A 24,856-nucleotide genomic window follows, 5' to 3' on the forward strand; every position below is an offset into this window, starting at 1 on the left:
ATTTTATAGACGAAAGTTATTTTAAAATTGTAAAAAAATTAATAAGAATAAAATGGAAGTTATTTATGCATTTGTTGGATTGATCATCGGAGGAATTTTAGTTTTCCTTTTGATGAAATCTTTGTATGTAAGCAAGAAAAACATTGATATCCTGAATGAAAAACTCATCCGTTCTCAGGAAAATGAGAACCATTACCAACAAAAAATTGATGAATTAAAACTTTCAAATTCTGATTTGACAAAAGAAATTTCTTCCATCCAAAGAAGTAAAGAAGAGCTACTTTTCACGAATGCAGAGCTGAATGCCCATTACAAAAACTTACAAGACCAACTCGAAAATCAAAAAGAAGAATTTCTGAAAATTCAGGAATCGACCCGTTTGCAATTTGAGAAAACGGCCAATCAGATCTTGGAAGAGAAGTCTGAAAAATTCAGGCAACTGAATCAAAATCAACTCAAGACAATTCTCGAGCCTTTTCAAGAAAAAATCAATGAGCTGAAAAATACTGTGAATGAAACTTACGACAAAGAAGCCAAAGAACGTTTTTCTCTCGGCGAAAAAGTCAGAGAACTGAAAGATCTCAACCAACAGATCTCCGAAGATGCGAAACAATTGACACGCGCTTTGAAAGGAGAAAGCAAAACGCAGGGAAATTGGGGAGAAATGATCCTGGAAAGCATTCTGGAGAAATCCGGATTGAGAAAAAATCAGGAATATTTCTTGGAACATGAGCTGAAAGATGAAAACAACAAAGCTATTTTCTCCGAATTTTCCGGAAAGAAAATGCGTCCCGATGCTGTCGTGAAATATCCTGACAATCGAAATGTGATTATCGACAGTAAAGTTTCTCTGACGGCTTTTGTAGAAATGACGGATGAAACTGATCCTGAAATATTGCTCTTGAAACAGAATCAGCATTTGCAATCGGTTAAGAATCACATCAATCAATTGAGTCAAAAGGCTTACGATGACTTTGATAAATCTTTGGATTTTGTGATGATGTTCATCCCTAGTGAAGCCGCTTATATTGCCGCTTTACAAGCCGAACCGAACCTTTGGAATTTTGCTTATGATAAAAGGATTCTTTTATTAAGCCCAACTAATCTGATCACTTCTCTCAAACTGATCCAGGACCTTTGGAAACGCGAACACCAAAATAGAAATGCTATGGAAATAGCGGATAGAGGAGCTAAATTGTATGATAAATTTGTTGGTTTCGTTGAGAATCTTGAACGCATTGGAAAAAACATCGACCAAGCTAAGAATTCTTACAATGATGCTTTCAAACAATTGAGCTCTGGAAATGATAACCTGATTATCCAAACTCAGAAACTGAAAAATCTTGGAATCAAGAACAAAAAAAATCTTCCTCAGAGTTTGGGAGAGGAAGATTTGTAGATTAGCGATATGGCTCGTTTATCTCGTCAATTGTGGCTCTTAACTCACCAATTGTGAACTTTTCCGAATCACATTTGATTTCTGGAATCTGATGTTGTTTTAGAAAACCGTTTAAATCTCCACAATCTCTCAGTATATTGAACTCTTTATTATCAAGATCTAGAACAATTCCTTTTATATTTCCATTCATTAAATAAGTCATCGGACTTAAGTTTCCCAATAATGCTTTTGACCACATACCTCTCATATTTTCTTCAAAATAAATAAATCGCCCATAACTTGTAACCTTGCAAAATCGGGAATATTGATCCGGATCATATCCTTTATCTTTCTTATTAGTATATTTTCTATAAGTCTGAAAATACATCTCCCCATTATGAGAAACCGCTAAAGGGATTCTAATTTTTTTATCTTTTTGTTTGAAGTAAAAAAATACTTTATCTGGAGATTCAGAAGAATCTTTTACATCAGATGGTTTAAAGTAAACTTCATCTGTTGAGGTTGGTTTTTTATTCAAGACGTCCTCCAATGTTTCATAGACACCTTCTGGAAAATCACCTTGCTTTATAGATTGATATTGTTTTTCCTGACACATTCCTAGATTGAAAATTAGAAAAAAGAATGGTAGAATAATTAGTTTCATATGTTATTAATTTAAGTTTATAAAAAACTAAAGTTATAATTTATCTCAGCAATGCTAAGAATCTATTTTTTTTTACTTATTCAAAAGCTTTGCAACTTCCGGTGCCGCATAAGTAAAAATCATATCCGCACCAGCACGTTTTATGGAAGTTAAACTTTCTATTAGAACCTTATCATTATCCAGCCAGCCGTTTTGTGCAGCAGCTTTCAGCATTGCATATTCTCCACTTACCTGATAAACTGCAATCGGCTGCGTGATCAATTCACGGATTTTGGAAACGATGTCCAGATAAGGCATTCCTGGTTTTATCATAATGATGTCAGCACCCTCATCTACGTCTCTTAAAGCTTCATCAATCGCTTCTCTGGAATTATGAAAATCCATCTGATAGGTTTTCTTGTCGGCCGGAATCTCCTGTGCATCAACCGGCGCACTATCCAACGCACTTCTGAATGGTCCGTAAAAAGCACTCGCATATTTTGCTGCGTAGGATAAAATCCCAACATCTGTGAATCCATTTTCCTCCAAACCTTCTCTCATAGCCAAAACACGGCCATCCATCATATCGCTTGGTGCCAAAATGTCAGCTCCAGCCTCTGCTAAAGAAATTCCCATTTTCACAAGTGCGTCAACTGTAGAATCGTTGTCTATTTTTCCGTTTTTGACAATCCCGTCGTGACCGTAAATTGAATACGGGTCAAGAGCAACATCCGGCATAATGATGACTCCGGGAACTGCATCTTTTATAGCTTTGATGGTAGTTTGCATCAGTCCGTTTGGATTCCAAGATTCTTTTCCTGTATTGTCTTTCAGGTTATCGGAAACCTTCATATAAAGATTGACAGCCTTGATTCCCAGATCATAATTTTCTTTAACAGTTTGCACGGTTAGATCTAAACTTTGCCTAAAAACACCAGGCATCGAGGAAATGGCTTCCTTTTTGTTATTACCTTCCATGACAAACATAGGCAACACCAAATCGTTTGTTGTAAGGGTTGTTTCACGAACAAGACTTCTGATGGAATGGTTGGTTCTTAGTCTTCTGTTTCTTGAAATCATCTTGATAAAATTATTTATGCAAATTTAATTATACTTTTACGGATAGACTATTGCATATGAATTTTATTTAAAATATATTTGTTGTAATTGTTTAAGTACAGACTAAAGCGAATGAAAAAATTTCTATTCTTTATAATATTTACGGTAGTTTCAGTTGGATTTTCAGGAGAAATGAAGGCACAATCTACTCGTGCAATGGCAGGACAAAAGACCGACGATGGTGTTTTGGTTGCATTCCCTAATCCTACAAGGGACGTTTTGATCTTGAAATCAAAGGATAATTCTTCAAAAATCAAAACTGTGGCTTTCTTCTCAATTTTGGGTGTTCAGGTTGCAGAATATACGATTAATAATAACAATGCAGAGCTAAGACTTGACAAACTACGTCCTGGGAAATATCTGATGAAATATACATTGGATGATAACACCCAGAAGATCGCTCAGATCATCAAACAGTAAAAATTCAATTCAATATATAATGCCGGTTCAGCCGGCATTTTTTATTTGCGATCTTTAATTTCTGTAAATTTGTCATAACCAAGAAAATTAAACTATGAGAAAACTGGTCACTTTAGTCTTTGTGGTTGTCTTTCAAATCTTTAATTCACAATTCAGGACTTCTTTGTACGATGATAATCAGTTGAGTGCTTCTCTGCGAGGTGGACTGGATTTCCCTTCTTATGATAATCAAACAAAATATATCGATTACAGATACAATCTGAATCTGGGAACTTCTGTTGATTTTTACTTCAATTGGATAGGTCTGGGAGTTGATCTGGATTATTTGAAGAACACTTCGAAAAACACTTATCCGACAGAAAATCTATATAATGGAAATACTCCTCTTACCAATATTAATATAACTGAGAATAAAATTCAACGGTATTTTTTGGGAATTGGACCAAACTTTCGATATGTCATTAATGATGACTTGAGTTTAGCCTTTAAATTGAAAGGTGGAATTTCCAATATCAAAGGTGGAGAAACATCAGTGACATCTTCAACATACAATCTTAATTATCACAATGGATATGATGTGAAGAATATCCTGACAGGAAAAGGACAAGTTGAACTGAACTGGTTTTTCTCAGAATATGTTGGACTAAATTTCGGTGGTTATTATATCCAGCATTTCAAAGCAAAAGACCAAGTAAAAAGTAATTCTGTTTCCGGATATATTCCTTTTACAGAAAACAATAATCAATATAATATCAATCCAACCAATTCGGAAATTAGAAGTAATAGTCTTGACCACGAAATTCATTCCGCTGGAGTTTTTGCCGGACTGACGTTTAGAATTCCGACAAAAGAAGCAAGCCCAAATTATGGATTGTCTGTCGTGGCGAGAGATAAGGAAACAGGATTGATTCTGCCTGATACTTTTATAGAGCTTTTTAAAAATGGGAAAAGAACGCACTTTGCCAAAACCAATTCTCAAGGTGTGGCTTTCTTCAAGAACATCAAGCCAGACAATTATGATATCAAGGGAAGCCTTTATAACATAGAACTGAGCTCAGCAAAAACTAATAAAACAGAGTTTGTAAAAAACTCTATGCTCAAAAAAGAGATCTCTACAGATTCCGAAACTTTCTTTGTGAAAGGTCAGGTTAGCATCTGTAATTCCAAAAACCCTTTGAGAGATGTGACTGTTGTGATCAAAAATAATGAAACTGAGATCTATCACGAAATAAAAACAGATATCAATGGAAAATTCTATTTCAAAGCAGATAAGAATTCCACTTACAGTATCTATGGAAAAAAAGGAAACCACTTTTCACAAACAGAATCGGTAACTTCTAAAAATGTTGATAGAACAAATACACTCTTCCTCAATTTACAAGTTTGTATGGAAGAAACTACTTGTGGGAAACCAATTAATCTAAAGAATATCCATTACGACCTGGACAAATATTTTATAAGAGAAGATGCAAAACCGGAACTTAACAAATTGGTGCAGTTTATGAAAGACAATCCAAAGGTAAAAGTTGAATTGGCTTCTCATACAGATTCCCGTGCATCCGATGATTATAACAAGACACTTTCCCAAAATCGGGCAAATGCTGCCGTAGATTATCTGGTATCAAAAGGAATCGACAAAACGAGGTTAAAACCAATTGGTTATGGAGAAACTCAGCTCCTGAATAAATGCAGTAATGGTATTGATTGTACAGAATCTCAACATCAGATCAACAGAAGAACAGAGATGAAGGTCATATGTCCTTAATTAAAAACCATTTCTTGTAAATGAAGAAACCCACTACAGCTCCAAAAGTATTAAGAATAACATCATCTATATCAGCATAACCTCTTTTAAAAAAATATTGAGAAAACTCTATGATATTGATTATTATAAAAAATGACAGGAATAACCATCTGAATCGGTTCAACCTGGGATAAAGTATTCCAAGGAAACCATAGGGAATAAATAAAACAATATTACCAAAAAGATTTTTAATAGATTCAATAACACTATCCTTTATATATGTAAATGTATAATTAAACATTGTTGTAAAAGGAATGGGATTTATGGTAAAGATTTGATTTGAATCATTACGAAAAGAAGCAAAAAACAATAGATATAACATCCAAACCGTATAAATATTAATTAAAACAGGATAATACCTATTGACAAATAACCTCATTAAAATAAATTATAACGTAAAAATATTTAAAAAAAAATGAAAACAAGCAGAATAAAAGCTTTCGGAACACAGGCTGCCGAAAATGATCTGGAACTTTTGACCATCGAACGAAGAGAAGTTCAGCCAAAAGACATCGAAATCGACATCTATTATTGTGGGGTTTGCCACTCTGACCTTCATACTGCCAGAAATGATTGGGGCGGCTCTGTTTATCCTGTAGTTCCCGGTCACGAGATCGTGGGGAAAGTATTGCAAATCGGGACAGAGGTTACCAAATTCAAAGTTGGAGACCTGGTTGCTGTGGGTTGTATGGTAGATTCTTGCAGAACCTGCCACAGTTGTGAGCAAGATCTGGAGCAATTCTGCGAAAAGGGATTCACAGGAACTTACAACGGAAAAGACAAATACTTCGAAGATACCAGGACGTTTGGAGGTTACTCGGAGTCTGTGGTTGTAGATGAGCATTTTGTTTTGAGTCTTCCGGAAAACCTGGATATGGCTGCTGCTGCACCACTTCTTTGCGCAGGAATCACAACCTGGTCACCTCTTAAACACTGGGATGTAACAGAAAACTCCAAAGTCGCAGTTGTCGGTTTGGGCGGTTTAGGCCATATGGCTATTAAACTGGCAAAAGGTCTGGGCGCAGAAGTGACCTTATTCTCCAGAACACCAGGAAAAACTGAGGATGCTAAAGCCTTGGGAACAGACCACGTCATTATTTCCACTGACGAAGACCAAATGAAATCCGTATCTAACAAGTTCGATCTGATCATCGATACCGTCCCTTACGAGCACGACATCAATCCTTATATGAATACTTTGACCGTAAACGGAACTTTGGTTTTGGTAGGATTCATCGGAGAATTCGAGAATGAGTCTGTAAGTACTCGACCGATGATCTACAAGAGACGTTCTGTGGCAGGTTCATTGATTGGCGGTATCAAAGAAACTCAGGAGATGTTGGATTTCTGTGGTGAGAAGAACATTGTTTCCGACATCGAAATCATCAACATCCAAGACATCAATGATGCTTACGAAAGAATGCTGAAAAGTGATGTGAAGTACAGATTCGTTATCGATATGAAGAGTTTGAAGAATTAATTTTAATTCAAATAAAAAAAATAATGAAAAGTAGAGAACACCATTAGATGTTCTCTATTTTATTTTGAATCTTCATCAGAATAAATTTGAGATAAGACCAAGTGTTTTTCAAAAAACCTACGTATGTTTTATCAAAAAGACACGTGTGTTTTAGTTAAAAGGTACGGATGTTTTAATGAAAAGACACGGACGTTTTGAGACACCCTTGCGAACGTCCTATTCATCGGACTTGCAGAAGGTCGTTTTTTAGCTTAAAAAAAGTAAAATTATATCAAAATCTCGCAAAAAAAGAGGACACAAAATAGCGCCCTCTTCCTCAGTTTTAATAAATTTAATCTATTGTTATTAGTTTTCTTCTAATTACAAAAAACGGATATATCATTGTTTTGTTAATGAAAGAATACAGGATTAAGAAAACATTAATCCTAAAATAAAAAATCCCGACTCTGTGAAGAATCGGGATCGGTATGTTAAGAGAAATATCTTAAGCCTGAACGTTGTTACCTCCTAATACGAAAGGTTCAACTTCTTTGATCTCACCAAACTGCTGCTCATAGTTGGCAACATTTTGCTGAAGTGCAGCCAGAACTCTTTTTGCGTGAAGAGGTGCTACGATAACTCTAGATCTTACTTTCGCTTGTTGCACACCTGGCATCAATTGGATGAAATCCAATACGAATTCTGATGGAGAGTGATTTACTAAAGCTAAGTTCACATAAACTCCTGCTGCTACAACTTCATTAAGTTCGATGTTGATGTTGTTTGGATCTTGGTTTTGATTATTGTCCATTTTTTGTTTTAATTATTTTGTTAAAATTATAGATTACGAATATAAATCATTTATAATTTAAATCCATAATCTATAATATTTTTTTTAGTTAATATCCTCGAATTCTTTTCTAGAACCCACGATCACGTTTTGATAGTCTTTAAGACCTGTACCTGCAGGGATTCTGTGTCCTACGATCACATTTTCTTTCAGACCGCTCAAGAAGTCGATTTTTCCGGAAACAGCTGCCTCATTAAGAACTTTCGTTGTTTCCTGGAATGACGCTGCAGACATGAATGACTTGGTCTGTAACGCTGCTCTTGTAATACCTTGTAATACAGGAGTTGCAGTTGCAGGAAGCGCTTCTCTCACTTGTACCAAAGCTTGATCTTCACGTTTCAGTTTCGAATTCTCGTCCCTTAGTTCTCTGGCAGTGATCATCTGCCCTGCTTTGAATACTTTAGAATCTCCCGGCTCTGTAACAACCTTCAGTCCGAAAACTCTGTTGTTCTCTTCCAAGAAATCGAACTTGTGCTCCAAAGCTCCCTCCAGGAACTGAGTATCTCCTCCATCAACAATCGATACTTTTGTCATCATCTGACGAACAATGATCTCGAAGTGCTTGTCATCGATCTTCACACCCTGAAGACGGTAAACTTCCTGAATCTCATTTACCAGATATTCCTGAACCGCAGTCGGCCCTTTGATCCTTAAGATATCGTCTGGTGTAATAGATCCATCAGAAAGTGGTCCCCCTGCATAAACGAAGTCATTTTCCTGAACCAAGATCTGGTTTGATAATTTTACCAAATACTTCTTGATCTCTCCAGTTTTAGCTTCCACGATCAACTCACGGTTACCTCTCTTGATCTTACCGTAAGAAACAACTCCATCGATCTCTGTAACTACAGCCGGATTAGAAGGGTTTCTAGCTTCGAACAACTCGGTAACTCTCGGAAGACCTCCGGTGATATCCCCTGCTTTTGCAGATTTTCTTGGGATTTTGATAAGGACTTTACCAGCCTTGATCTTTTCACCATCGTTCACCATCAAGTGGGCTCCAACAGGTAAGTTATATGCTTTTTGCTCTACGCCTTTTGCATCTACAACCTTTAATGTTGGTACAGCCTTTTTATTTCTGGATTCGGAGATAACTTTCTCTTCGAAACCTGTCTGCTCATCAATCTCCAATACGAAGGAAATACCCTGGATAATATCCTCATACTCTACCTTACCGGAAGTTTCTGCAATGATAACCGCATTATACGCATCCCATTTCGCAATCAGATCTCCTTTTTTAACCTTATCACCTGGTTTTACGAATAACTCGGAACCATAAGGGACGTTGGCAATCATAATTGGTGTTCTGGCTTCGTTATCTGCAACCAAACGGAATTCGGTAGAACGAGACACAACGATATCCGCTGATTGTCCTTCTTCGCCTTCTGATTTAATTGTTCTCACCTCATCCATCTCAACAATACCATCACGTTTTGCAACGATACTTGGATTTTCTGAAATGTTACCAGCGGTACCCCCTTGGTGGAAAGTTCTCAGTGTCAACTGAGTTCCCGGCTCACCAATTGATTGTGCCGCAATTACACCCACAGCTTCTCCCATATGGATTCCTTTACCTGTGGCAAGGTTACGTCCGTAGCATTTTGCACAGATACCTTTTTTGGATTCACAAGTCAATGGAGAACGAACTTCTACAGCTTCGATTCCAGCTTCCTCGATCTTCTTAGCAACTGCTTCTACGATCAGTTCATCAGCATTCGCTAATAACTCATCTGTTTCCGGATGGTAGATATCGTGAAGAGAAACTCTACCAAGAATTCTCTCAGCGATTTTTTCTACGATATCATCATTCTTCTTAAGTGCAGTAACCTCTGTTCCTCTAAGTGTTCCACAATCTTCCTGAGTAATGATCACATCTTGTGCAACATCCACCAATCTTCTGGTCAAGTAACCAGCATCGGCTGTTTTAAGAGCGGTATCCGCAAGACCTTTACGAGCACCGTGGGTAGAGATAAAGTATTCTAAGATGGACAAACCTTCCTTAAAGTTTGCAAGAATCGGGTTTTCGATGATCTCCGCTCCTACAGAACCTGCTTTTTGCGGTTTTGCCATCAAACCTCTCATTCCTGATAACTGACGGATCTGTTCCTTAGAACCCCTCGCTCCAGAATCAAGCATCATATATACAGAGTTGAATCCACCTTGATCGGTCTTCATTCTGCTCATGATCATTTCAGTTAATCCGGCGTTTGTGTTTGTCCAAACATCAATTACCTGATTATAACGTTCTGTATCTGTAATAAGACCCATGTTGTAGTTGGCTTTGATCTCATCTACCGTTTCGATAGATTGTGCGATCATTGCTTTTTTCTCAGCCGGGATCACAATATCTCCAAGACTAAATGAAAGACCTCCTTTGAATGCGTTAGCATATCCAAGATTCTTCATATCATCCAAGAACTTAACAGTTGTAGGGAAATCTGTATCCTCCAGGATCTGACCAATTACGTTTCTAAGAGATTTCTTGGTCAATAACTCATCAATATAGCCCGATTCTTTTGGTACGATCTGGTTGAACAAAATTCTACCAACCGTTGTATTCAACAATTTGGTTACGATTCCGCCATTTTCTTTTACAGGAAGACGACATCTTACTTTTGCATTAAGGGAAACTTGTCCTTCTGCATAAGCGATCTCCACCTCTTCCGGAGAATAGAAAGCAAGGCCTTCGCCTTTGATTTTTTTCTCTTCAGTAGAATGAGCTTCTTTGGTCATAAAATATAGACCCAAAACCATGTCCTGAGATGGTACCGTAATTGGGGAACCATTTGCAGGGTTAAGGATATTCTGAGAACCTAGCATCAATAATTGAGCTTCCAAAATTGCTTCTGGACCCAATGGCAAGTGTACCGCCATCTGGTCACCATCGAAATCGGCGTTGAAAGCCGTAGTTACCAATGGGTGAAGCTGGATCGCCTTACCTTCTATCATCTTAGGCTGGAACGCCTGGATACCCAATCTGTGAAGCGTAGGTGCTCTGTTCAAAAGAACTGGGTGACCTTTCATTACACCTTCCAGGATATCATAAACTACAGGCTCTTTTCTATCGATGATCCTTTTAGCTGACTTCACCGTTTTTACAATTCCTCTCTCGATTAGCTTTCTAATGATAAACGGTTTGTAAAGCTCTGCAGCCATATCTTTCGGAAGACCACACTCGTGCAATTGTAAGCTAGGTCCTACAACAATAACCGAACGAGCCGAGTAATCTACCCTTTTTCCTAATAAGTTCTGACGGAAACGACCTTGCTTACCTTTCAATGAATCAGAAAGGGATTTCAATGGTCTGTTTGATTCAGATTTTACAGCAGAAGATTTTCTTGTATTATCGAATAATGAATCTACTGATTCCTGAAGCATACGCTTCTCGTTTCTCAATATCACTTCCGGAGCTTTGATCTCCAACAGTCTCTTCAGACGGTTGTTTCTGATAATAACTCTTCTGTAAAGATCATTCAGATCGGAAGTTGCGAAACGTCCTCCATCCAATGGAACCAATGGTCTTAGTTCTGGTGGTATGATAGGAAGAACACGCATGATCATCCATTCCGGCTTATTGATCATTCTCGTATTAGCTGCTCTAAGCGCTTCTACAACATTCAGTCTCTTAAGTGCTTCTGTTCTTCTTTGTTTAGAAGATTCGTTGTGAGCTTTATGTCTAAGATCGAATGACAGAGAATCAAGGTCGATTCTCTTCAACAATTCTTCAACAGCTTCTGCTCCCATTTTCGCTACGAATTTGTTCGGGTCAGAATCATCAAGATATTGGTTCTCGACAGGAAGCGTTTCCAGAACATCCAGATATTCTTCTTCTGTAAGGAATTCTTTGTCATCGAAATCTGAACCATCTGCTTTCTTAGCAATACCCTGCTGAATCACAACATATCTCTCGTAATAGATGATCATATCCAATTTCTTGGACGGAATACCTAATAGATAACCAATTTTGTTTGGCAAAGAACGGAAATACCAGATGTGCGCAACAGGAACAACCAAACCAATGTGTCCGATTCTTTCTCTACGTACTTTTTTCTCGGTAACTTCTACTCCACAACGATCACAAACAATCCCTTTGTAACGGATTCTTTTGTATTTTCCACAAGCACACTCGTAGTCTTTTACAGGACCAAAGATCTTCTCGCAGAACAAACCGTCTCTTTCTGGCTTGTGCGTACGATAGTTGATCGTTTCTGGTTTAAGAACTTCCCCTCTCGATTCCTGAAGAATAGATTCTGGTGAAGCTAAACCAATAGTGATTTTATTAAATCGACTAGTTTTATTTTTATTTGACATTTTTGAATCAGATTTTAGATTTTAGATTTTAGATTTTAGATTAAATGCTATGTGCAAAAAATTAAAATCATCTAAAATTTATCATTTAAAATTTAAAATTATTCCTCCAATCTTACATCAAGTCCAAGACCCTGTAACTCGTGAAGTAATACGTTGAAAGATTCCGGAATACCAGGTTCTGGCATTGCTTCACCTTTAGCAATCGCTTCATAAGTTTTTGCTCTACCAATCACGTCATCCGACTTCACAGTTAAGATCTCTCTCAGGATGTTAGACGCTCCAAATGCTTCAAGAGCCCAAACCTCCATCTCTCCAAATCTCTGACCTCCGAATTGCGCTTTACCTCCTAAAGGCTGTTGCGTGATCAATGAGTAAGGTCCGATAGAACGTGCGTGCATCTTATCATCTACCATGTGTCCCAATTTCAACATATAGATCACACCGACAGTTGCGGGCTGCGTAAATCTCTCACCAGTTCCACCGTCATACAAGTGTGTACTACCAAATTTCGGAAGACCTGCCTGATCAGTATATTCTGTGATCTGCTCAAGACTTGCACCATCAAAGATCGGTGTTGCAAACTTCAATCCCAGTTTTGTACCTGCCCATCCAAGAACAGTTTCGTAGATCTGACCAATGTTCATACGGGAAGGTACCCCAAGTGGATTCAATACGATATCTACTGGTGTTCCATCCTCCAAGAATGGCATATCTTCTTCACGAACAATTCTTGAAACGATACCTTTGTTACCGTGACGACCTGCCATTTTATCACCTACATTCAGTTTACGTTTCTTAGCGATGTAAACTTTAGCTAATTTGATAATACCTGCTGGTAACTCGTCTCCGATAGACAATGCAAATTTCTCACGGTTTTTAACTCCCGAAAGATCATTGTATTTGATCTTATAGTTGTGGATCAATTGTTTGATCCATTCGTTTTTGTCTGCATCTACGGTCCAATCTGCACCGCTGATGTTCACATAATCTTCTACAGACTGAAGCAATTTCAAAGTGAATTTGGTTCCTTTGCTGATTACTTCCTCTTCAAGGTCATTTTTCACACCCTGAGAAGTTTTACCAGAAACCAAGGTATTCAATTTTTCAATCAAAGTGTTTCTTAGGTCGTCGAACTTATTTTTGTAAGTATTTTCGATTTCCTCAAGTTTGATCTTCTCTTCGCTTCTTTTCTTTTTGTCCTTGATATTTCTAGAGAACAATTTTTTGTTGATAACAACTCCTCTAAGAGAAGAATCTGCTTTCAATGAAGCATCTTTTACATCACCAGCTTTATCCCCGAAGATCGCTCTAAGAAGTTTTTCTTCCGGTGTTGGATCAGACTCACCTTTAGGCGTGATCTTACCGATAAGGATATCACCAGGCTTCACTTCTGCTCCGATACGGATCATACCATTCTCATCCAGATCTTTGGTGGCTTCTTCAGAAACGTTAGGAATATCTGCTGTCAATTCTTCCATACCTAATTTGGTATCACGAACTTCCAAAGAATATTCATCAACGTGGATCGAAGTAAACCAGTCCTCACGAACTACTTTTTCATTGATCACGATCGCATCCTCGAAGTTATAACCTTTCCAAGGCATGAACGCCACTACCAAGTTTCTACCAAGAGCTAATTCCCCGTTCTCAGTTGCATAACCATCACAAAGAACCTGACCTTTTTCCACTGTATCACCTACTCTTACGTTTGGTCTCAATGTAATAGTCGTACTCTGGTTGGTTTTTCTGAACTTGGTCAGTTTATAAGTTTTAGTAGCAGAATCGAAGTTAACAAGATCGTCTTCTTCGCTTCTTTCGTACTTAATAACAATTTTCTCAGCATCCACATATTCTACAACTCCAGTTCCTTCTGCATTGATCAAAATTCTAGAGTCTCTTGCTACTTGTTTTTCCAAACCTGTACCTACAACCGGTGCCTGAGGCTTCAATAATGGAACAGCCTGACGCATCATGTTGGATCCCATCAATGCACGGTTCGCATCATCATGCTCCAGGAATGGGATCAATGAAGCGGAAATACCAGAGATCTGGTTTGGTGCAACATCAATAAGGTCTACTTGTTGAGGCTCAACCACAGGATAATCACCATCCAAACGGGCAATAATTCTATCAGTTTCGAAATTACCATCATCACTCAAGGCAACGTTTGCCTGAGCAATAACTTGATTTTCTTCGTCCTCAGCATTTAGATAAACAGGCGCAGCATTAAGATCTACTTTTCCGTTTTCTACTTTTCTATAAGGAGTCTCGATGAAACCTAAAGTATTAATTTTCGCATACATACCCAAAGAAGAGATCAAACCAATGTTTGGTCCTTCCGGAGTCTCGATCGGACAAATACGACCATAGTGTGTATGGTGAACGTCACGAACCTCGAAACCTGCTCTTTCTCTGGATAGACCACCAGGTCCTAGTGCAGATAATCTTCTCTTGTGAGTGATCTCCGACAATGGATTGGTCTGGTCCATGAACTGGGAAAGCTGGTTGGTACCGAAGAATGAGTTGATAACAGATGTCAAAGTCTTAGCATTAACCAAGTCAACCGGTGTAAAGATCTCGTTATCTCTAACGTTCATTCTTTCTTTGATTGTTCTGGCAATTCTAGAAAGACCTACTCCAAATTGTCCTGACAATTGCTCTCCAACAGTTTTTATTCTTCTATTTGACAAGTGATCGATATCATCAACCTCAGCCTTAGAGTTAACCAATTCGATCAAGTGTTTTACGATAGAGATGATATCCTCTTTTGTAAGAACTTGATTTTCTTCAGAAATGTTAAGACCTAGTTTTTTATTCAATCTGTAACGACCAACTTCACCTAATGAATATCTCTGCTCTGAGAAGAATAATTTCTCAATAATTCCTCTTGCAGTTTCCTCATCCGGAGCATCAGCATTTCTTAGCTGACGATAAATATATTCCACCGCCTCTTTTTCTGAGTTGGTTGGATCTTTTTGTAAAGTATTCTGGATAATAGAGAACTCGTTTGAGTTTTCTTTATGAATCAAGATTGACTTAACTCCTGAATCCAAGATAACATCCAGGTGCTCTTTTTCAAGAATCGTTTCTCTATCCAAGATGATCTCGTTTCTTTCGATAGAAACAACCTCACCTGTATCTTCGTCAACGAAATCCTCGAACCACGTGTTCAAAACTCTCGCAGCCAAAGTTCTTCCTTCTACTTTTTTAAGTGCGGCTTTAGAAACTTTCACTTCCTCTGCAAGGTCGAAAATCTGAAGAATTTCTTTATCAGATTCATAACCAATCGCTCTTAATAGTGTAGTTAAAGGTAATTTTTTCTTACGGTCAATATACGCATACATTACGTTGTTGATATCCGTAGTAAACTCCATCCAAGACCCTTTGAAAGGGATAATTCTTGAATAATAAAGTTTTGTACCATTTGCGTGGTAAGTCTGCCCGAAGAATACACCAGGTGAACGGTGCAACTGCGTAACGATAACACGCTCTGCTCCATTGATGATGAAGGATCCAGAAGGCGTCATATAAGGAACCGGACCTAAGTACACATCTTGTACAACAGTCTGGAAATCCTCATGTTCCGGATCTGTACAATACAATTTAAGTCTAGCTTTTAGAGGTACGTTGTACGTTAAACCTCTCTCTACGCATTCATCGATGGAATAACGTGGAGAATCTACCAGATAATCTAAAAATTCCAAAACGAATTGGTTTCTAGAATCTGTAATTGGGAAATTTTCCTGGAACGTTTTGTAAAGTGACTCATTCAAACGTTGCTCAGGAAGCGTGTCTAACTGGAAAAACTCCTTGAAAGACTGGATTTGGATGTCCAAAAAGTCCGGTGTTTCGATTCTACCTTTTGCTGATGAAAAGTTGATTCTCTCTGTACCTTGAACTTTAGGAGCGGCCTGTGTTTTACTCATAAAATTATAAGAAAAAGGGTTAAAAAATATTTTGATTTAAAAAATATCAGAACAGACAAAAGAAAAAAGAATTAGGAATAAAGATTTTTTGATTTTTGGCGCTATCAGAATAAATCTTGATTCTTTGGGTCTTGATTCTACAATCTAACTTCTAACTGCAACACCGGTATATCTTTTCACGGCGTAGTGCAAAATATTTTTATTTCTTTCAGACATTACCTATTTATAAACAGAAAATCCCCTTCATGAAAATGAAAGAGTATGAAAAATTGTTTTTTACTGTATATAAATTATTAGCGCCAAAAGAACTGCAAATTTATAACATATTTTTCAAATATACAAATCGTTATAAAATCTTAAACTTTCTGTAAACAAAAAAATCCCAATCTTGCGATCAGGATCTTGACTTATATTAAAATCGAAATTATTTCAATTCTACTTCAGCACCAGCTTCTTCAAGTTGTTTCTTAAGAGCTTCTGCTTCGTCTTTAGATACACCTTGCTTGATTGGAGCAGGAGCACCGTCTACGATATCTTTAGCTTCTTTAAGACCAGCACCAGTTAAATCTTTTACCAATTTAACAACAGCTAATTTAGAAGCTCCAGCTGATTTAAGAATTACGTCGAATTCTGTTTTTTCTTCAGCAGCTTCACCTGCACCACCTGCAGCAACTACTACTGCAGCAGCAGCTGGCTCAATTCCGTACTCATCCTTAAGGATAGTAGCTAATTCGTTTACGTCTTTTACTGTTAAGTTTACTAGCGTTTCAGCTAAATTTTTTAAATCTGACATTGTTGTAATGTTTTTTGTTGATTATTTATCTATTTTTTTGAGTGTAATTATTCAGCAGCTGGCGTTTCGTCAGTGCTTTCTGCAGCTGGAGCTTCTGGAGCCTCCTCAGCAGCAGGAGTTTCTTCTACAGCAGGAGCAGCTTCTTCAGCTTTAGCTTCTACAGTTTCAGATTTGTTTTGAAGAGCAGAAACAACTCTTTGGATTGGAGATTGAAGTAATCCGATGATTTCACCGATCATTTCTTCTCTAGACTTGATGCTTACTAATGTATCAAGATTCTCGTCACCAACATAGAAAGTTTCTTGAACGAAAGCCGATTTAAGCGCTGGTTTCTCTTCTTTCTTTCTGAAATCTTTGATCAATTTTGCCGGAGCGTTAGCCGTTTCAGCAATCATAATCGCAGAGTTACCTTTGAAAGTTTCGAACATCTCAGAGTAATCTACACCTTCGATCTGTTCCATTGCTTTTTGAAGCAATGTATTCTTCACAACTTTTACTTTGATATTTTGTTTGAAAGCCTGTCTTCTGAAATCAGATGATTTAGAAGCATTCAATCCTTCAAGATCTGCTACATAAACTACTTTTGCATCCTGAAGCAAGTCTTTGATCTCTTGTATTGCTACAACTTTTTGGTCTTTTGTCATTGTCTTAAGGATTATTATTAGTTAACAGATTTAGTATCAATTGCAATTCCAGGACTCATTGTAGAAGACAGATAGATGCTTTTCACATAAGTTCCTTTAGCAGCAGTTGGCTTCAACTTGATCAATGTCGAGATCAATTCTTGAGCATTTTCTTTGATCTTAGCAGCATCGAAAGATACTTTACCAATACCTGCGTGGATAATACCATATTTATCTACTTTGAAATCGATCTTACCAGCTTTAACCTCAGCTACCGCTTTTCCGATCTCCATAGTTACAGTACCAGATTTCGGGTTTGGCATAAGACCTCTTGGTCCTAAAACTCTACCCAATGGTCCTAACTTACCCATTACAGCCGGCATAGTAACGATAACGTCCACATCTGTCCAACCATTTTTGATTTGAGCTAAATAATCATCAAGACCTACATAGTCCGCACCAGCTTCTTTAGCTTCCGCTTCTTTATCCGGAGTTACCAAAGCCAAAACTTTGATATCTTTACCAGTACCATGAGGAAGAGACACAACACCTCTTACCATTTGGTTTGCTTTTCTTGGATCTACACCTAATCTAACAGCGATATCTACAGATGCGTCAAATTTTGCAAAATTTACTTCTTTTACCAAAGCAGACGCTTCGTCAAGATTGTAAATTTTATTCTTTTCCACTTTGCTTAAAGCCTCTTTTTGCTTTTTTGTCAATTTTGCCATTTCTTTAAGTTTTAAGCGTTAGTTGGTTTAGTTCCTGTTACTCTCAATCCCATAGATCTAGCGGTACCAGCAACCATAGAAATTGCAGGCTCTACCGTGAAACAGTTAAGGTCTCCCATTTTGTCCTCTGCGATTTTCTGAACCTGAGCCCAAGATACAGCACCTACTTTGTTTCTGTTAGGTTCTCCAGAACCACTTTTCAATTTTGCAGCTTCCAATAATTGGATTGCAACTGGAGGTGTTTTGATGATGAATTCAAAAGATTTGTCTTCATACACCGTAATAACTACAGGAAGAACTTGACCAGGTTTATCCTGAGTTCTACCGTTGAATTGTTTACAAAACTCCATGATGTTCACACCTGCAGAACCCAATGCCGGACCTACTGGTGGAGAAGGGTTGGCAGCGCCACCTTTCACCTGAAGTTTTACCATTTTAAAGACTTTTTTAGCCATTTTAATGTTTTGATTTGATTAATAAATAATTGAATGTGGAAGCATTAATTATTCAACATAAGTCACTTCGCATAAAAGAAGACCTATATTTCGGTTTGCAAAAGTATTAATTATTTTTGAATCTGCAAATAGAATCTGCTGATTTTATATATTTTACAAAAAAATATCCATTCAATAATCTGAATGGATATTCTCTAAGAAAATAACTAAAATATTAGAACTCTAATGCGATAGATGCTCTTGCTGCAGCACCCATAATTGGTCTTGCCATTCTAACATTAGAACCAGAATCTACAGTTGATCTTGGGTCTCCTTCTGTAATCCCGATTGTGTTAAAAATATTAGTAGCATCAATCGCAAAACGAATTTTCCCTAACTGATAAGAAGTTCCTGCTCCAAACTCACTGAAAGCTGGTAAAGAATAGCTCTCATCATTAGCCTCGTTCTGGAAACGTTTCCCATAATAGTTGTAGCTTACATAGGTTCTCCATTCTTTGGTAATATTAACTGCTGGAGAAATATTAAAGTATAGCTTTGGAATTCTTCTTACAAAATTACCGTCATAATCAAAGGTAGTTCCATCTGCATTGGTTCCTGTGAAATTTTTATACTTCGGACTTTGGATTGTTCCGTTAAAAGTAACTTCTAAAATATTATTAAATAATCTTGCAAAACCTTCTATCTCTACTCCTAGATTTCTTGTATCTGCAAATTTGTTTTCAGAACTTCCGTCAGAAAGGACATCTGTGAAGGAGAGATTTTTAAGTGTTGAGTAGAACGGAATCACTCCAATATCAAATGTTCTTGAATAATATTTGTAACCCAATTCTATCTGGTTAGTCAATGCTGGTTTAAGTGCACTCAGGTCATCGATATTATTATAATACGCTTCTTCATTCGGCGATCTGAAACCATGAGAAAATCTTCCATAGACTGCATTTTGAGAATTGATTTTATAATTCAAAGACCCTGTATATGATACTTTATCTACATCATATCTCCAATAAGTATATTGATTACCCAAAACATTCATATTGTCATCAGCGGTTGTTGTATCAAAACCGTGAGTTCCATCAACAGTAAGTCCAGAATTATTTAGGTTTGCAGTTGTAGTATTTACTTTATAACCTCTGTAGGTATCATTGCTGTAACGGATCCCTCCATTGAAACTTAATTTATCCGTCAATGAATAATCTAGGTTTAGATATAAAGCATTCAGACTTCCTTCTGTTTGAGAATCTCTAAGCAAAAATGACATCTCCGTAATACCATTATAAGTTTTTGAGTAACCAACATCATTTGGACTAAGAGAAGCATCCACAAGATTAAGAAGCTGTGGTTTATCTGTAGCGGTTGTCAATATATTGCTCCAATTCCAGTATTGTTTTGATTTCCAATTGGACTTATAAAAACCTGCTGTGATATTTCCTTTATCTAATTTATAATTGAATTGCAAATCATTGATGAAGTTGTCCATTTGTTTATCAATTGCCCAGAAACCTAACTTCTGTACATATTGAGGATTCACCAATTGGCCACTTCCAACTAAAGAATATCGAGCATTTCCATCAGCTATCCCATAACCATTCGCAAAATCATCGGCAAGTGTTGGTGTTCCGGATGGAAAAATACCTGTATAATTTAAATTGATATTCGTGTATCTCGTTTTATTGATAACACTAAAATTATTTCCAAGATCATATTTGAATTCTGCTCCTAGAACATCCATTTTAGGATTAATCCCATTTGTCAAATCCCTTTTGAAGAAACCTCCGCCAGCTTGCGGAATGTTTAACTGACCGATTGTATTGTAAGTATAAGTTCCGTAATTAGCATTGAAACCAGGAAACTCTTTCAAATCATTGGTCAAAGGAATTGGCAGGTAGAAAGCATTTCTGTCATCCAGTTTTTTATAATACACTTTTGCATAACCTTTATCGAAGACATATTTCAAATTCATTCGGATTTGACCGCCGTTATTAGCTTTGAACCCTGTTTTTCTGATTCCGTCATCCGTTCTGTAGAAACCACCAATGTTGAAGAATAATTTGTCTTTTACTAAAGCTCCGCCAAGATTAAGATCCGTTCTCATCAATCCATAGGTACTAGTTTCCAGTTTTGCTACACCTTTGAAATCATTAGTTCCTTCTTTTGAAATAAAGTTGATAAGACCACCTGGAGAATTGGTTGCGAAAATAGAACCGGTTCCTCCTCTCAGTGCTTCTAATCTTGCTGTCGTATTATCTACTCGGAAAAAGTTGTCAGCATTTGCAAATTGTAATGCTCCGTCTTCAAAAACAGGCAAACCATCTTCCTGGATTTGCGTAAACTCGTATGCTCCGGCAGAAGGAATACCTCTTGCAAAAAGGTTGTTTCCTACTTCACCACCCGAAGTCTCCACCGCAAAACCGGGAACTCTTTGCAATAAAGCAGCCGCACTGATCGGGTTTTGTTTCTGAATCTCTTTTGCTGTAAAAGTAGAAATTGCGGTTGCAGATTCTAATTTAGCTTTTGGTCTAGAGTTTCCCGTAATTACGACTTGTTCGATATTGTTTGATTTTATGGAATCGTTCTCAGTCTGTTGTCCATAAACATTTTGAAAGTAGAGCGAGGCTACGCCTACCATCAAAAAAATCGAATTTCTTTTCATATCATATAATTATTTAAGGTTAATTGTTCATTTTCAAATAAACCCCATTGGTCCACCCAAATCCATCTTGATTTGGATATTCTCCTCCGCCTGCAATACTTTTCACATCCACGGCATTATACTTTTCCATCAGTTTTCCTGTATTGTTGTAAACACGTTCCACATTTCCGCTCCAGTTATTTTTAATCTGCTCGGCCAGATCATCAAAGCCATAATTCTTCATAGCTACATAGCCTATCCATTGATTTGGAGCCCAGGCATTAGGAAAGTCCCATTGCTGACCGGTTTGTTTTGTAGTAGTGACAAGACCTCCGGAGTGAAGAAATTTTTCAGAAATTCTTTTACTCATTTCTTCAGCTTGTTGATTGCTAGAAAGCTTTATAAACAATGGATACAAAGAAGCTATATGTTCGGATTGTGTGTTTTTGTTCTTTATGAAATCAAAGTCTCTGTAAATCTTAGACTCCTCGTCCCAGAAATATTTTTCAATATTTGACTTACGTTTATCTGATAAGGATTTATACTTTTCTTCGAGGTCAAAATCTCCATCGATATGAGCCGCCTTTGCAAGTGTTGCTTCGAGGTGCCAGAGAAGACAATTCACATCAACTTGGGCTAGCTCCAAAGTATAGATCGTTTGGATATTCTCTCCGTCTTCAAACCACCTGCTAGAAAAGTCCCAACCCGATTCGCAAGCTGCTCTTACATTTCTGTAAAACTCTTGATTATTCGACGTTTCAAAATCTTTGACATCAATTAAATAACTTTCCGGACGAGGCAGATTTTCATCATCATAGTAACGATTCAGAATATCGCCTTCATTGGTCTTCAAAACACGTTTGACAGCTTTCCCTTTTTCCAGATCTTCAATTCCGGACATCCAGAAATGATATTCTTTCTCTAATGTTTCGAAATATTGAGAGTAGATCTTTTCATCATTTGTGGTTTCGTATATCAGATCCAACATCAAAGAAAAGTAAGGAGGCTGTGAACGACTTAGGAAATAGCTTCTGCTGGCATTTGGAACAAAGCCATAGTTCATGATCAGGTAAGAACAGTTCTCAACAATATTCTTCATCATTTCGATATTTCCTGAAACCTGTAGTCCCAACATCACAAAATAACTGTCCCAATAAAAAAACTCAATGAATCTACCTCCCGGGACAATATATGGCTTAGGAAGTCCTAAAAGGGTTCCTCTTTCTTCATAAGCTGTTTTTGTAAGCTGATTCCAAAGTTTTTTAATATGCTCTTTGATAGGAAGCTTTTTTGCGGAACTATCACTCTCTTTTTCTGATAATTGTTCCAAAAAGAAATTTTGTAATACAAATTCCTTTAAATCAAAATCAGGATTACCTTTTACTTCTTCATATCTCTTCTCTATTCCATCAATTGGAAACAGAGGAATGGCATCAACCATCGTTTTTTGGTCTTCGAAAATCTCAGCTTGTTGAACAGCTTCGAACAGATTGTAAAAATCTTTTATATCGGTATAATGTTTCATTTCTTACTAAGTTGTTTGTTCATCATTATTACAAAGATCAGTAATAGTGATAATGGAACGAATGAGAGATAAAATGCTTGCTGCCCACCGGTTTCCTGAAATACAAATCCCGTTATCATTGAGCCAAGTGTGCCTCCAATTGCAGAGAAAACCACGATAAGGCCAGACATAGAACTTTGTAAATATTTCGGAATTGATGCAAGAATCACAGAATTGATACTTGGGTAGATCGGTGCTAAGAAAACACCCATCAATGGAAAAATATAAACTGCCAAAGGCGCATTAAACCAAGTTACATTTTCATCAAGATGAATGTTGTGAGTTAATGGTAAAACCAAGAAGATACTTACTGCAAAACAGATAACGCAAAACGAAACAACATATATCCATTTGTATTTTTTGGAAAAAAAACCAGAAAGAAATCTTCCCAATGCAAATGCTCCCGCCAAAACAGCTCCCGCCTGCACAGCCATACTTGTGGGAAGGTGAAGAATTTCTTTATAGAAAGTGGGTGTCCAGGTTTGGAAACTCTGTTCAACAAGTACGAATAAAAATGCGCAGACAATGAAGAACAACACCTTCTTAAGCTTAAATAAACCAATACTATTTTTGATATCACCTTTCAGACTTGTATTTTCAATCTTAGCTTCACTTTCGTCCAGTTTGGAAAACAAGAGGATCAGAAAAGAAACAGCGGACAACAATCCTAAAACCCAATAAGTATTGAGCCAGCTTTTTGATTGCGGATCATTGTCATCTATGAAAAGGCTGAAAAGAACATTTCCTACCAAAACCCCTATCATAAAGAACCCTTCCAAAAATCCCATTATGCTGGAATGTTCTCTATCATTGCTAGTAATGAGTCCAATGGATGTAAATACAGAAATCTTAATCAATGCGAATGAAATCCCCACAACGCAAAATAGTATTTTGAAACACCAAAACGCATTAGCGAAGGGCATTAGAGAGCACATTACACTTACAAGGGCCAATGCGATCAGCATCGACTTCTTTAGCCCGATCTTAGGAAGAAAAGATGCCAAAAGAAAAGAACAAATCGCAATTGGCAGATCTTTGAAGCCTTCCAAAATACTTGCTTCGGATTTTGAAATTCCAAAATTCTGCTGAACCTGAAGAATTACCGTTCCCACCGAATTCAGCAGAATGGCAAAAAGAAAATAGTTCAGAAAAAGGACCGCTTTGATATTTAAGTTTCTCATCGGTTACAAAATTATCTACAAACTGTTTACATTAATTTAACACTATACATTATTAATGACACTACATTAATATAAAATAATATATTTGATAAAATTATTTATTAATCAGATGAAAGTAAGTTACGAAAATGTTAAGCCCGATGAAAACTCATCTTTTCGAACCCTACACATGAACTTTCCCGTCAAGGAATTTCGCTGGGAGTATCATTATCATCCGGAGTTGGAACTGGTTTGTGTGGTTTCCGGTAGTGGAACTCGGCATGTTGGCTATCATAAAAGTAGTTTCAGAGATGGAGATCTGGTCTTGATTGGCTCCAACACGCCTCATTCAGGGTTTGGTCTCAATTCTTCAGACCCACATGAAGAGATCGTTTTACAATTCCGGGAAGAGATCATTCAATTGCCAAAAGAAGTTGGTGAATTATCAGCTCTCAGAAAATTATTATCCGTTTCAAAGTTTGGTGTTTTATTCAGTAACCCTACCAAAGAAAAAATACTACCAAAACTTCGTGAAATGATGAAAACTGAAAACTCCAGAAGATATCTTTTACTAATAGATCTTTTAGTTCAACTTTCGGAGGAAGAGGACTATGTTCTATTGAATAAAGAAGCAATGCCGCACACTATCATCTCAAAGAATAAAGAGCGGCTGCAGTCCATATTCACATTTGTTGAGAAAAATTATCAGAAAGAGATCGATGTGAATGATGTGGCGAATATTGTAAATCTTACTTTGCCTTCGTTTTGCAATTTTTTCAAAAAAACAATGAAAATAACTTTCACAGAATTTGTTAATCAATATCGAATTGAAAAAGCCTGCCATCTTATTCTGCAGGGAAAAAGTGTTTCAGAAAGTTGTTACAGTACGGGTTACAATAATATATCCTATTTCAATCGGGCGTTCAAAAAATATGTTGGAAAAACGCCAACTGAATTCAATAACGAATTGATAAAATAAAAAAAGACCTAA

General features: G+C 37.1%; 18 protein-coding genes. 5 read left to right on the top strand and 13 right to left on the bottom strand.

What is annotated here, in order from left to right; genetic code table 11:
* Positions 1–52: 52 nt before the first annotated feature.
* Complete coding sequence (rmuC, locus tag K319_RS0113740) at positions 53–1,399, top strand: DNA recombination protein RmuC (protein ID WP_027384114.1); 1,347 nt, start codon at positions 53–55, stop codon at positions 1,397–1,399.
* Position 1,400: 1 nt separating this feature from the next.
* Here rmuC and K319_RS0113745 read toward each other — a convergent pair whose 3' ends face one another.
* Together K319_RS0113745 and hemB are read right to left on the bottom strand one after the other, a co-directional pair.
* Complete coding sequence (locus K319_RS0113745) at positions 1,401–2,042, bottom strand: hypothetical protein (RefSeq protein ID WP_156907109.1); 642 nt, start codon at positions 2,040–2,042, stop codon at positions 1,401–1,403.
* Between the two features lie 72 nt (positions 2,043–2,114).
* Complete coding sequence (hemB, locus tag K319_RS0113750) at positions 2,115–3,107, bottom strand: porphobilinogen synthase (protein ID WP_027384116.1); 993 nt, start codon at positions 3,105–3,107, stop codon at positions 2,115–2,117.
* Positions 3,108–3,212: 105 nt separating this feature from the next.
* On the opposite strand from hemB, the gene K319_RS0113755 reads away from it, so the two are divergent.
* Complete coding sequence (locus K319_RS0113755; RefSeq protein WP_027384117.1) at positions 3,213–3,560, top strand: T9SS type A sorting domain-containing protein; 348 nt, start codon at positions 3,213–3,215, stop codon at positions 3,558–3,560.
* Positions 3,561–3,654: 94 nt separating this feature from the next.
* Positions 3,655–5,325, top strand: coding sequence for an OmpA family protein (locus tag K319_RS0113760; RefSeq protein WP_027384118.1), 1,671 nt, complete (start codon positions 3,655–3,657; stop codon positions 5,323–5,325).
* On the opposite strand, the gene K319_RS21920 is transcribed toward K319_RS0113760, so the two are convergent.
* The gene (locus K319_RS21920; RefSeq protein WP_051230697.1) at positions 5,312–5,743 is read right to left on the bottom strand and encodes a VanZ family protein; all 432 of its coding nucleotides are present in this window, start codon (positions 5,741–5,743) and stop codon (positions 5,312–5,314) included. The two genes, K319_RS0113760 and K319_RS21920, sit on opposite strands and share 14 nt — an antisense overlap.
* Before the next feature lie 36 nt (positions 5,744–5,779).
* Between K319_RS21920 and K319_RS0113770 the strand changes: the two genes are divergently transcribed.
* Positions 5,780–6,844, top strand: a complete 1,065-nt coding sequence (locus K319_RS0113770; protein ID WP_027384120.1) for an NAD(P)-dependent alcohol dehydrogenase — start codon at positions 5,780–5,782, stop codon at positions 6,842–6,844.
* Positions 6,845–7,328: 484 nt separating this feature from the next.
* Here K319_RS0113770 and K319_RS0113775 read toward each other — a convergent pair whose 3' ends face one another.
* The 10 genes from K319_RS0113775 to K319_RS0113820 form a co-directional block, all read right to left on the bottom strand.
* Positions 7,329–7,634: a DUF3467 domain-containing protein gene (locus tag K319_RS0113775; RefSeq protein WP_027384121.1), complete on the bottom strand. Its 306-nt coding sequence runs from the start codon at positions 7,632–7,634 to the stop codon at positions 7,329–7,331.
* 84 nt (positions 7,635–7,718) lie between these two features.
* Positions 7,719–11,984: a DNA-directed RNA polymerase subunit beta' gene (gene rpoC / locus K319_RS0113780; protein ID WP_027384122.1), complete on the bottom strand. Its 4,266-nt coding sequence runs from the start codon at positions 11,982–11,984 to the stop codon at positions 7,719–7,721.
* Between the two features lie 98 nt (positions 11,985–12,082).
* A complete protein-coding gene (rpoB, locus tag K319_RS0113785) occupies positions 12,083–15,910 on the bottom strand; it encodes a DNA-directed RNA polymerase subunit beta (RefSeq protein WP_027384123.1) in 3,828 nt (1,275 codons plus the stop codon).
* Between the two features lie 424 nt (positions 15,911–16,334).
* A complete protein-coding gene (gene rplL, locus K319_RS0113790; RefSeq protein WP_027384124.1) occupies positions 16,335–16,703 on the bottom strand; it encodes a 50S ribosomal protein L7/L12 in 369 nt (122 codons plus the stop codon).
* Between the two features lie 47 nt (positions 16,704–16,750).
* Positions 16,751–17,347 (bottom strand): 50S ribosomal protein L10, encoded by a 597-nt coding sequence (rplJ, locus tag K319_RS0113795; RefSeq protein WP_027384125.1) that lies wholly within the window; start codon positions 17,345–17,347, stop codon positions 16,751–16,753.
* Between the two features lie 17 nt (positions 17,348–17,364).
* Positions 17,365–18,057, bottom strand: a complete 693-nt coding sequence (rplA, locus tag K319_RS0113800; RefSeq protein WP_027384126.1) for a 50S ribosomal protein L1 — start codon at positions 18,055–18,057, stop codon at positions 17,365–17,367.
* Between the two features lie 11 nt (positions 18,058–18,068).
* A complete protein-coding gene (rplK, locus tag K319_RS0113805) occupies positions 18,069–18,512 on the bottom strand; it encodes a 50S ribosomal protein L11 (protein ID WP_027384127.1) in 444 nt (147 codons plus the stop codon).
* Between the two features lie 214 nt (positions 18,513–18,726).
* Complete coding sequence (locus tag K319_RS0113810; protein WP_027384128.1) at positions 18,727–21,162, bottom strand: TonB-dependent receptor; 2,436 nt, start codon at positions 21,160–21,162, stop codon at positions 18,727–18,729.
* Positions 21,163–21,181: 19 nt separating this feature from the next.
* Positions 21,182–22,666 carry a trehalase family glycosidase gene (locus K319_RS0113815; protein ID WP_027384129.1) on the bottom strand — a complete coding sequence of 495 codons (1,485 nt, stop codon included), beginning with the start codon at positions 22,664–22,666 and terminating at the stop codon, positions 21,182–21,184.
* Positions 22,663–23,886, bottom strand: a complete 1,224-nt coding sequence (locus tag K319_RS0113820) for an MFS transporter (protein ID WP_027384130.1) — start codon at positions 23,884–23,886, stop codon at positions 22,663–22,665. The genes K319_RS0113815 and K319_RS0113820 overlap by 4 nt, the downstream gene beginning before the upstream one ends.
* Before the next feature lie 109 nt (positions 23,887–23,995).
* On the opposite strand from K319_RS0113820, the gene K319_RS0113825 reads away from it, so the two are divergent.
* On the top strand, positions 23,996–24,844 hold the full coding sequence (locus tag K319_RS0113825; RefSeq protein WP_027384131.1) for an AraC family transcriptional regulator: 849 nt from the start codon (positions 23,996–23,998) through the stop codon (positions 24,842–24,844).
* Positions 24,845–24,856 lie beyond the last annotated feature (12 nt).

Source organism: Epilithonimonas caeni DSM 17710 (assembly GCF_000426465.1).
Classification (GTDB): Bacteria; Bacteroidota; Bacteroidia; order Flavobacteriales; family Weeksellaceae; genus Epilithonimonas; species Epilithonimonas caeni.

Bases quoted from the DNA above. Each gene is read 5' to 3' on its own strand.
- rmuC (WP_027384114.1), top strand. From the start codon at position 53: ATGGAAGTTATTTATGCATTTGTTGGATTGATCATCGGAGGAATTTTA.
- K319_RS0113745 (WP_156907109.1), bottom strand. From the start codon at position 2,042: ATGAAACTAATTATTCTACCATTCTTTTTTCTAATTTTCAATCTAGGA.
- K319_RS0113755 (WP_027384117.1), top strand. From the start codon at position 3,213: ATGAAAAAATTTCTATTCTTTATAATATTTACGGTAGTTTCAGTTGGA.
- K319_RS0113760 (WP_027384118.1), top strand. From the start codon at position 3,655: ATGAGAAAACTGGTCACTTTAGTCTTTGTGGTTGTCTTTCAAATCTTT.
- K319_RS21920 (WP_051230697.1), bottom strand. From the start codon at position 5,743: ATGAGGTTATTTGTCAATAGGTATTATCCTGTTTTAATTAATATTTAT.
- K319_RS0113770 (WP_027384120.1), top strand. From the start codon at position 5,780: ATGAAAACAAGCAGAATAAAAGCTTTCGGAACACAGGCTGCCGAAAAT.
- K319_RS0113775 (WP_027384121.1), bottom strand. From the start codon at position 7,634: ATGGACAATAATCAAAACCAAGATCCAAACAACATCAACATCGAACTT.
- rpoC (WP_027384122.1), bottom strand. From the start codon at position 11,984: ATGTCAAATAAAAATAAAACTAGTCGATTTAATAAAATCACTATTGGT.
- rpoB (WP_027384123.1), bottom strand. From the start codon at position 15,910: ATGAGTAAAACACAGGCCGCTCCTAAAGTTCAAGGTACAGAGAGAATC.
- rplL (WP_027384124.1), bottom strand. From the start codon at position 16,703: ATGTCAGATTTAAAAAATTTAGCTGAAACGCTAGTAAACTTAACAGTA.
- rplJ (WP_027384125.1), bottom strand. From the start codon at position 17,347: ATGACAAAAGACCAAAAAGTTGTAGCAATACAAGAGATCAAAGACTTG.
- rplA (WP_027384126.1), bottom strand. From the start codon at position 18,057: ATGGCAAAATTGACAAAAAAGCAAAAAGAGGCTTTAAGCAAAGTGGAA.
- rplK (WP_027384127.1), bottom strand. From the start codon at position 18,512: ATGGCTAAAAAAGTCTTTAAAATGGTAAAACTTCAGGTGAAAGGTGGC.
- K319_RS0113810 (WP_027384128.1), bottom strand. From the start codon at position 21,162: ATGAAAAGAAATTCGATTTTTTTGATGGTAGGCGTAGCCTCGCTCTAC.
- K319_RS0113815 (WP_027384129.1), bottom strand. From the start codon at position 22,666: ATGAAACATTATACCGATATAAAAGATTTTTACAATCTGTTCGAAGCT.
- K319_RS0113820 (WP_027384130.1), bottom strand. From the start codon at position 23,886: ATGAGAAACTTAAATATCAAAGCGGTCCTTTTTCTGAACTATTTTCTT.
- K319_RS0113825 (WP_027384131.1), top strand. From the start codon at position 23,996: ATGAAAGTAAGTTACGAAAATGTTAAGCCCGATGAAAACTCATCTTTT.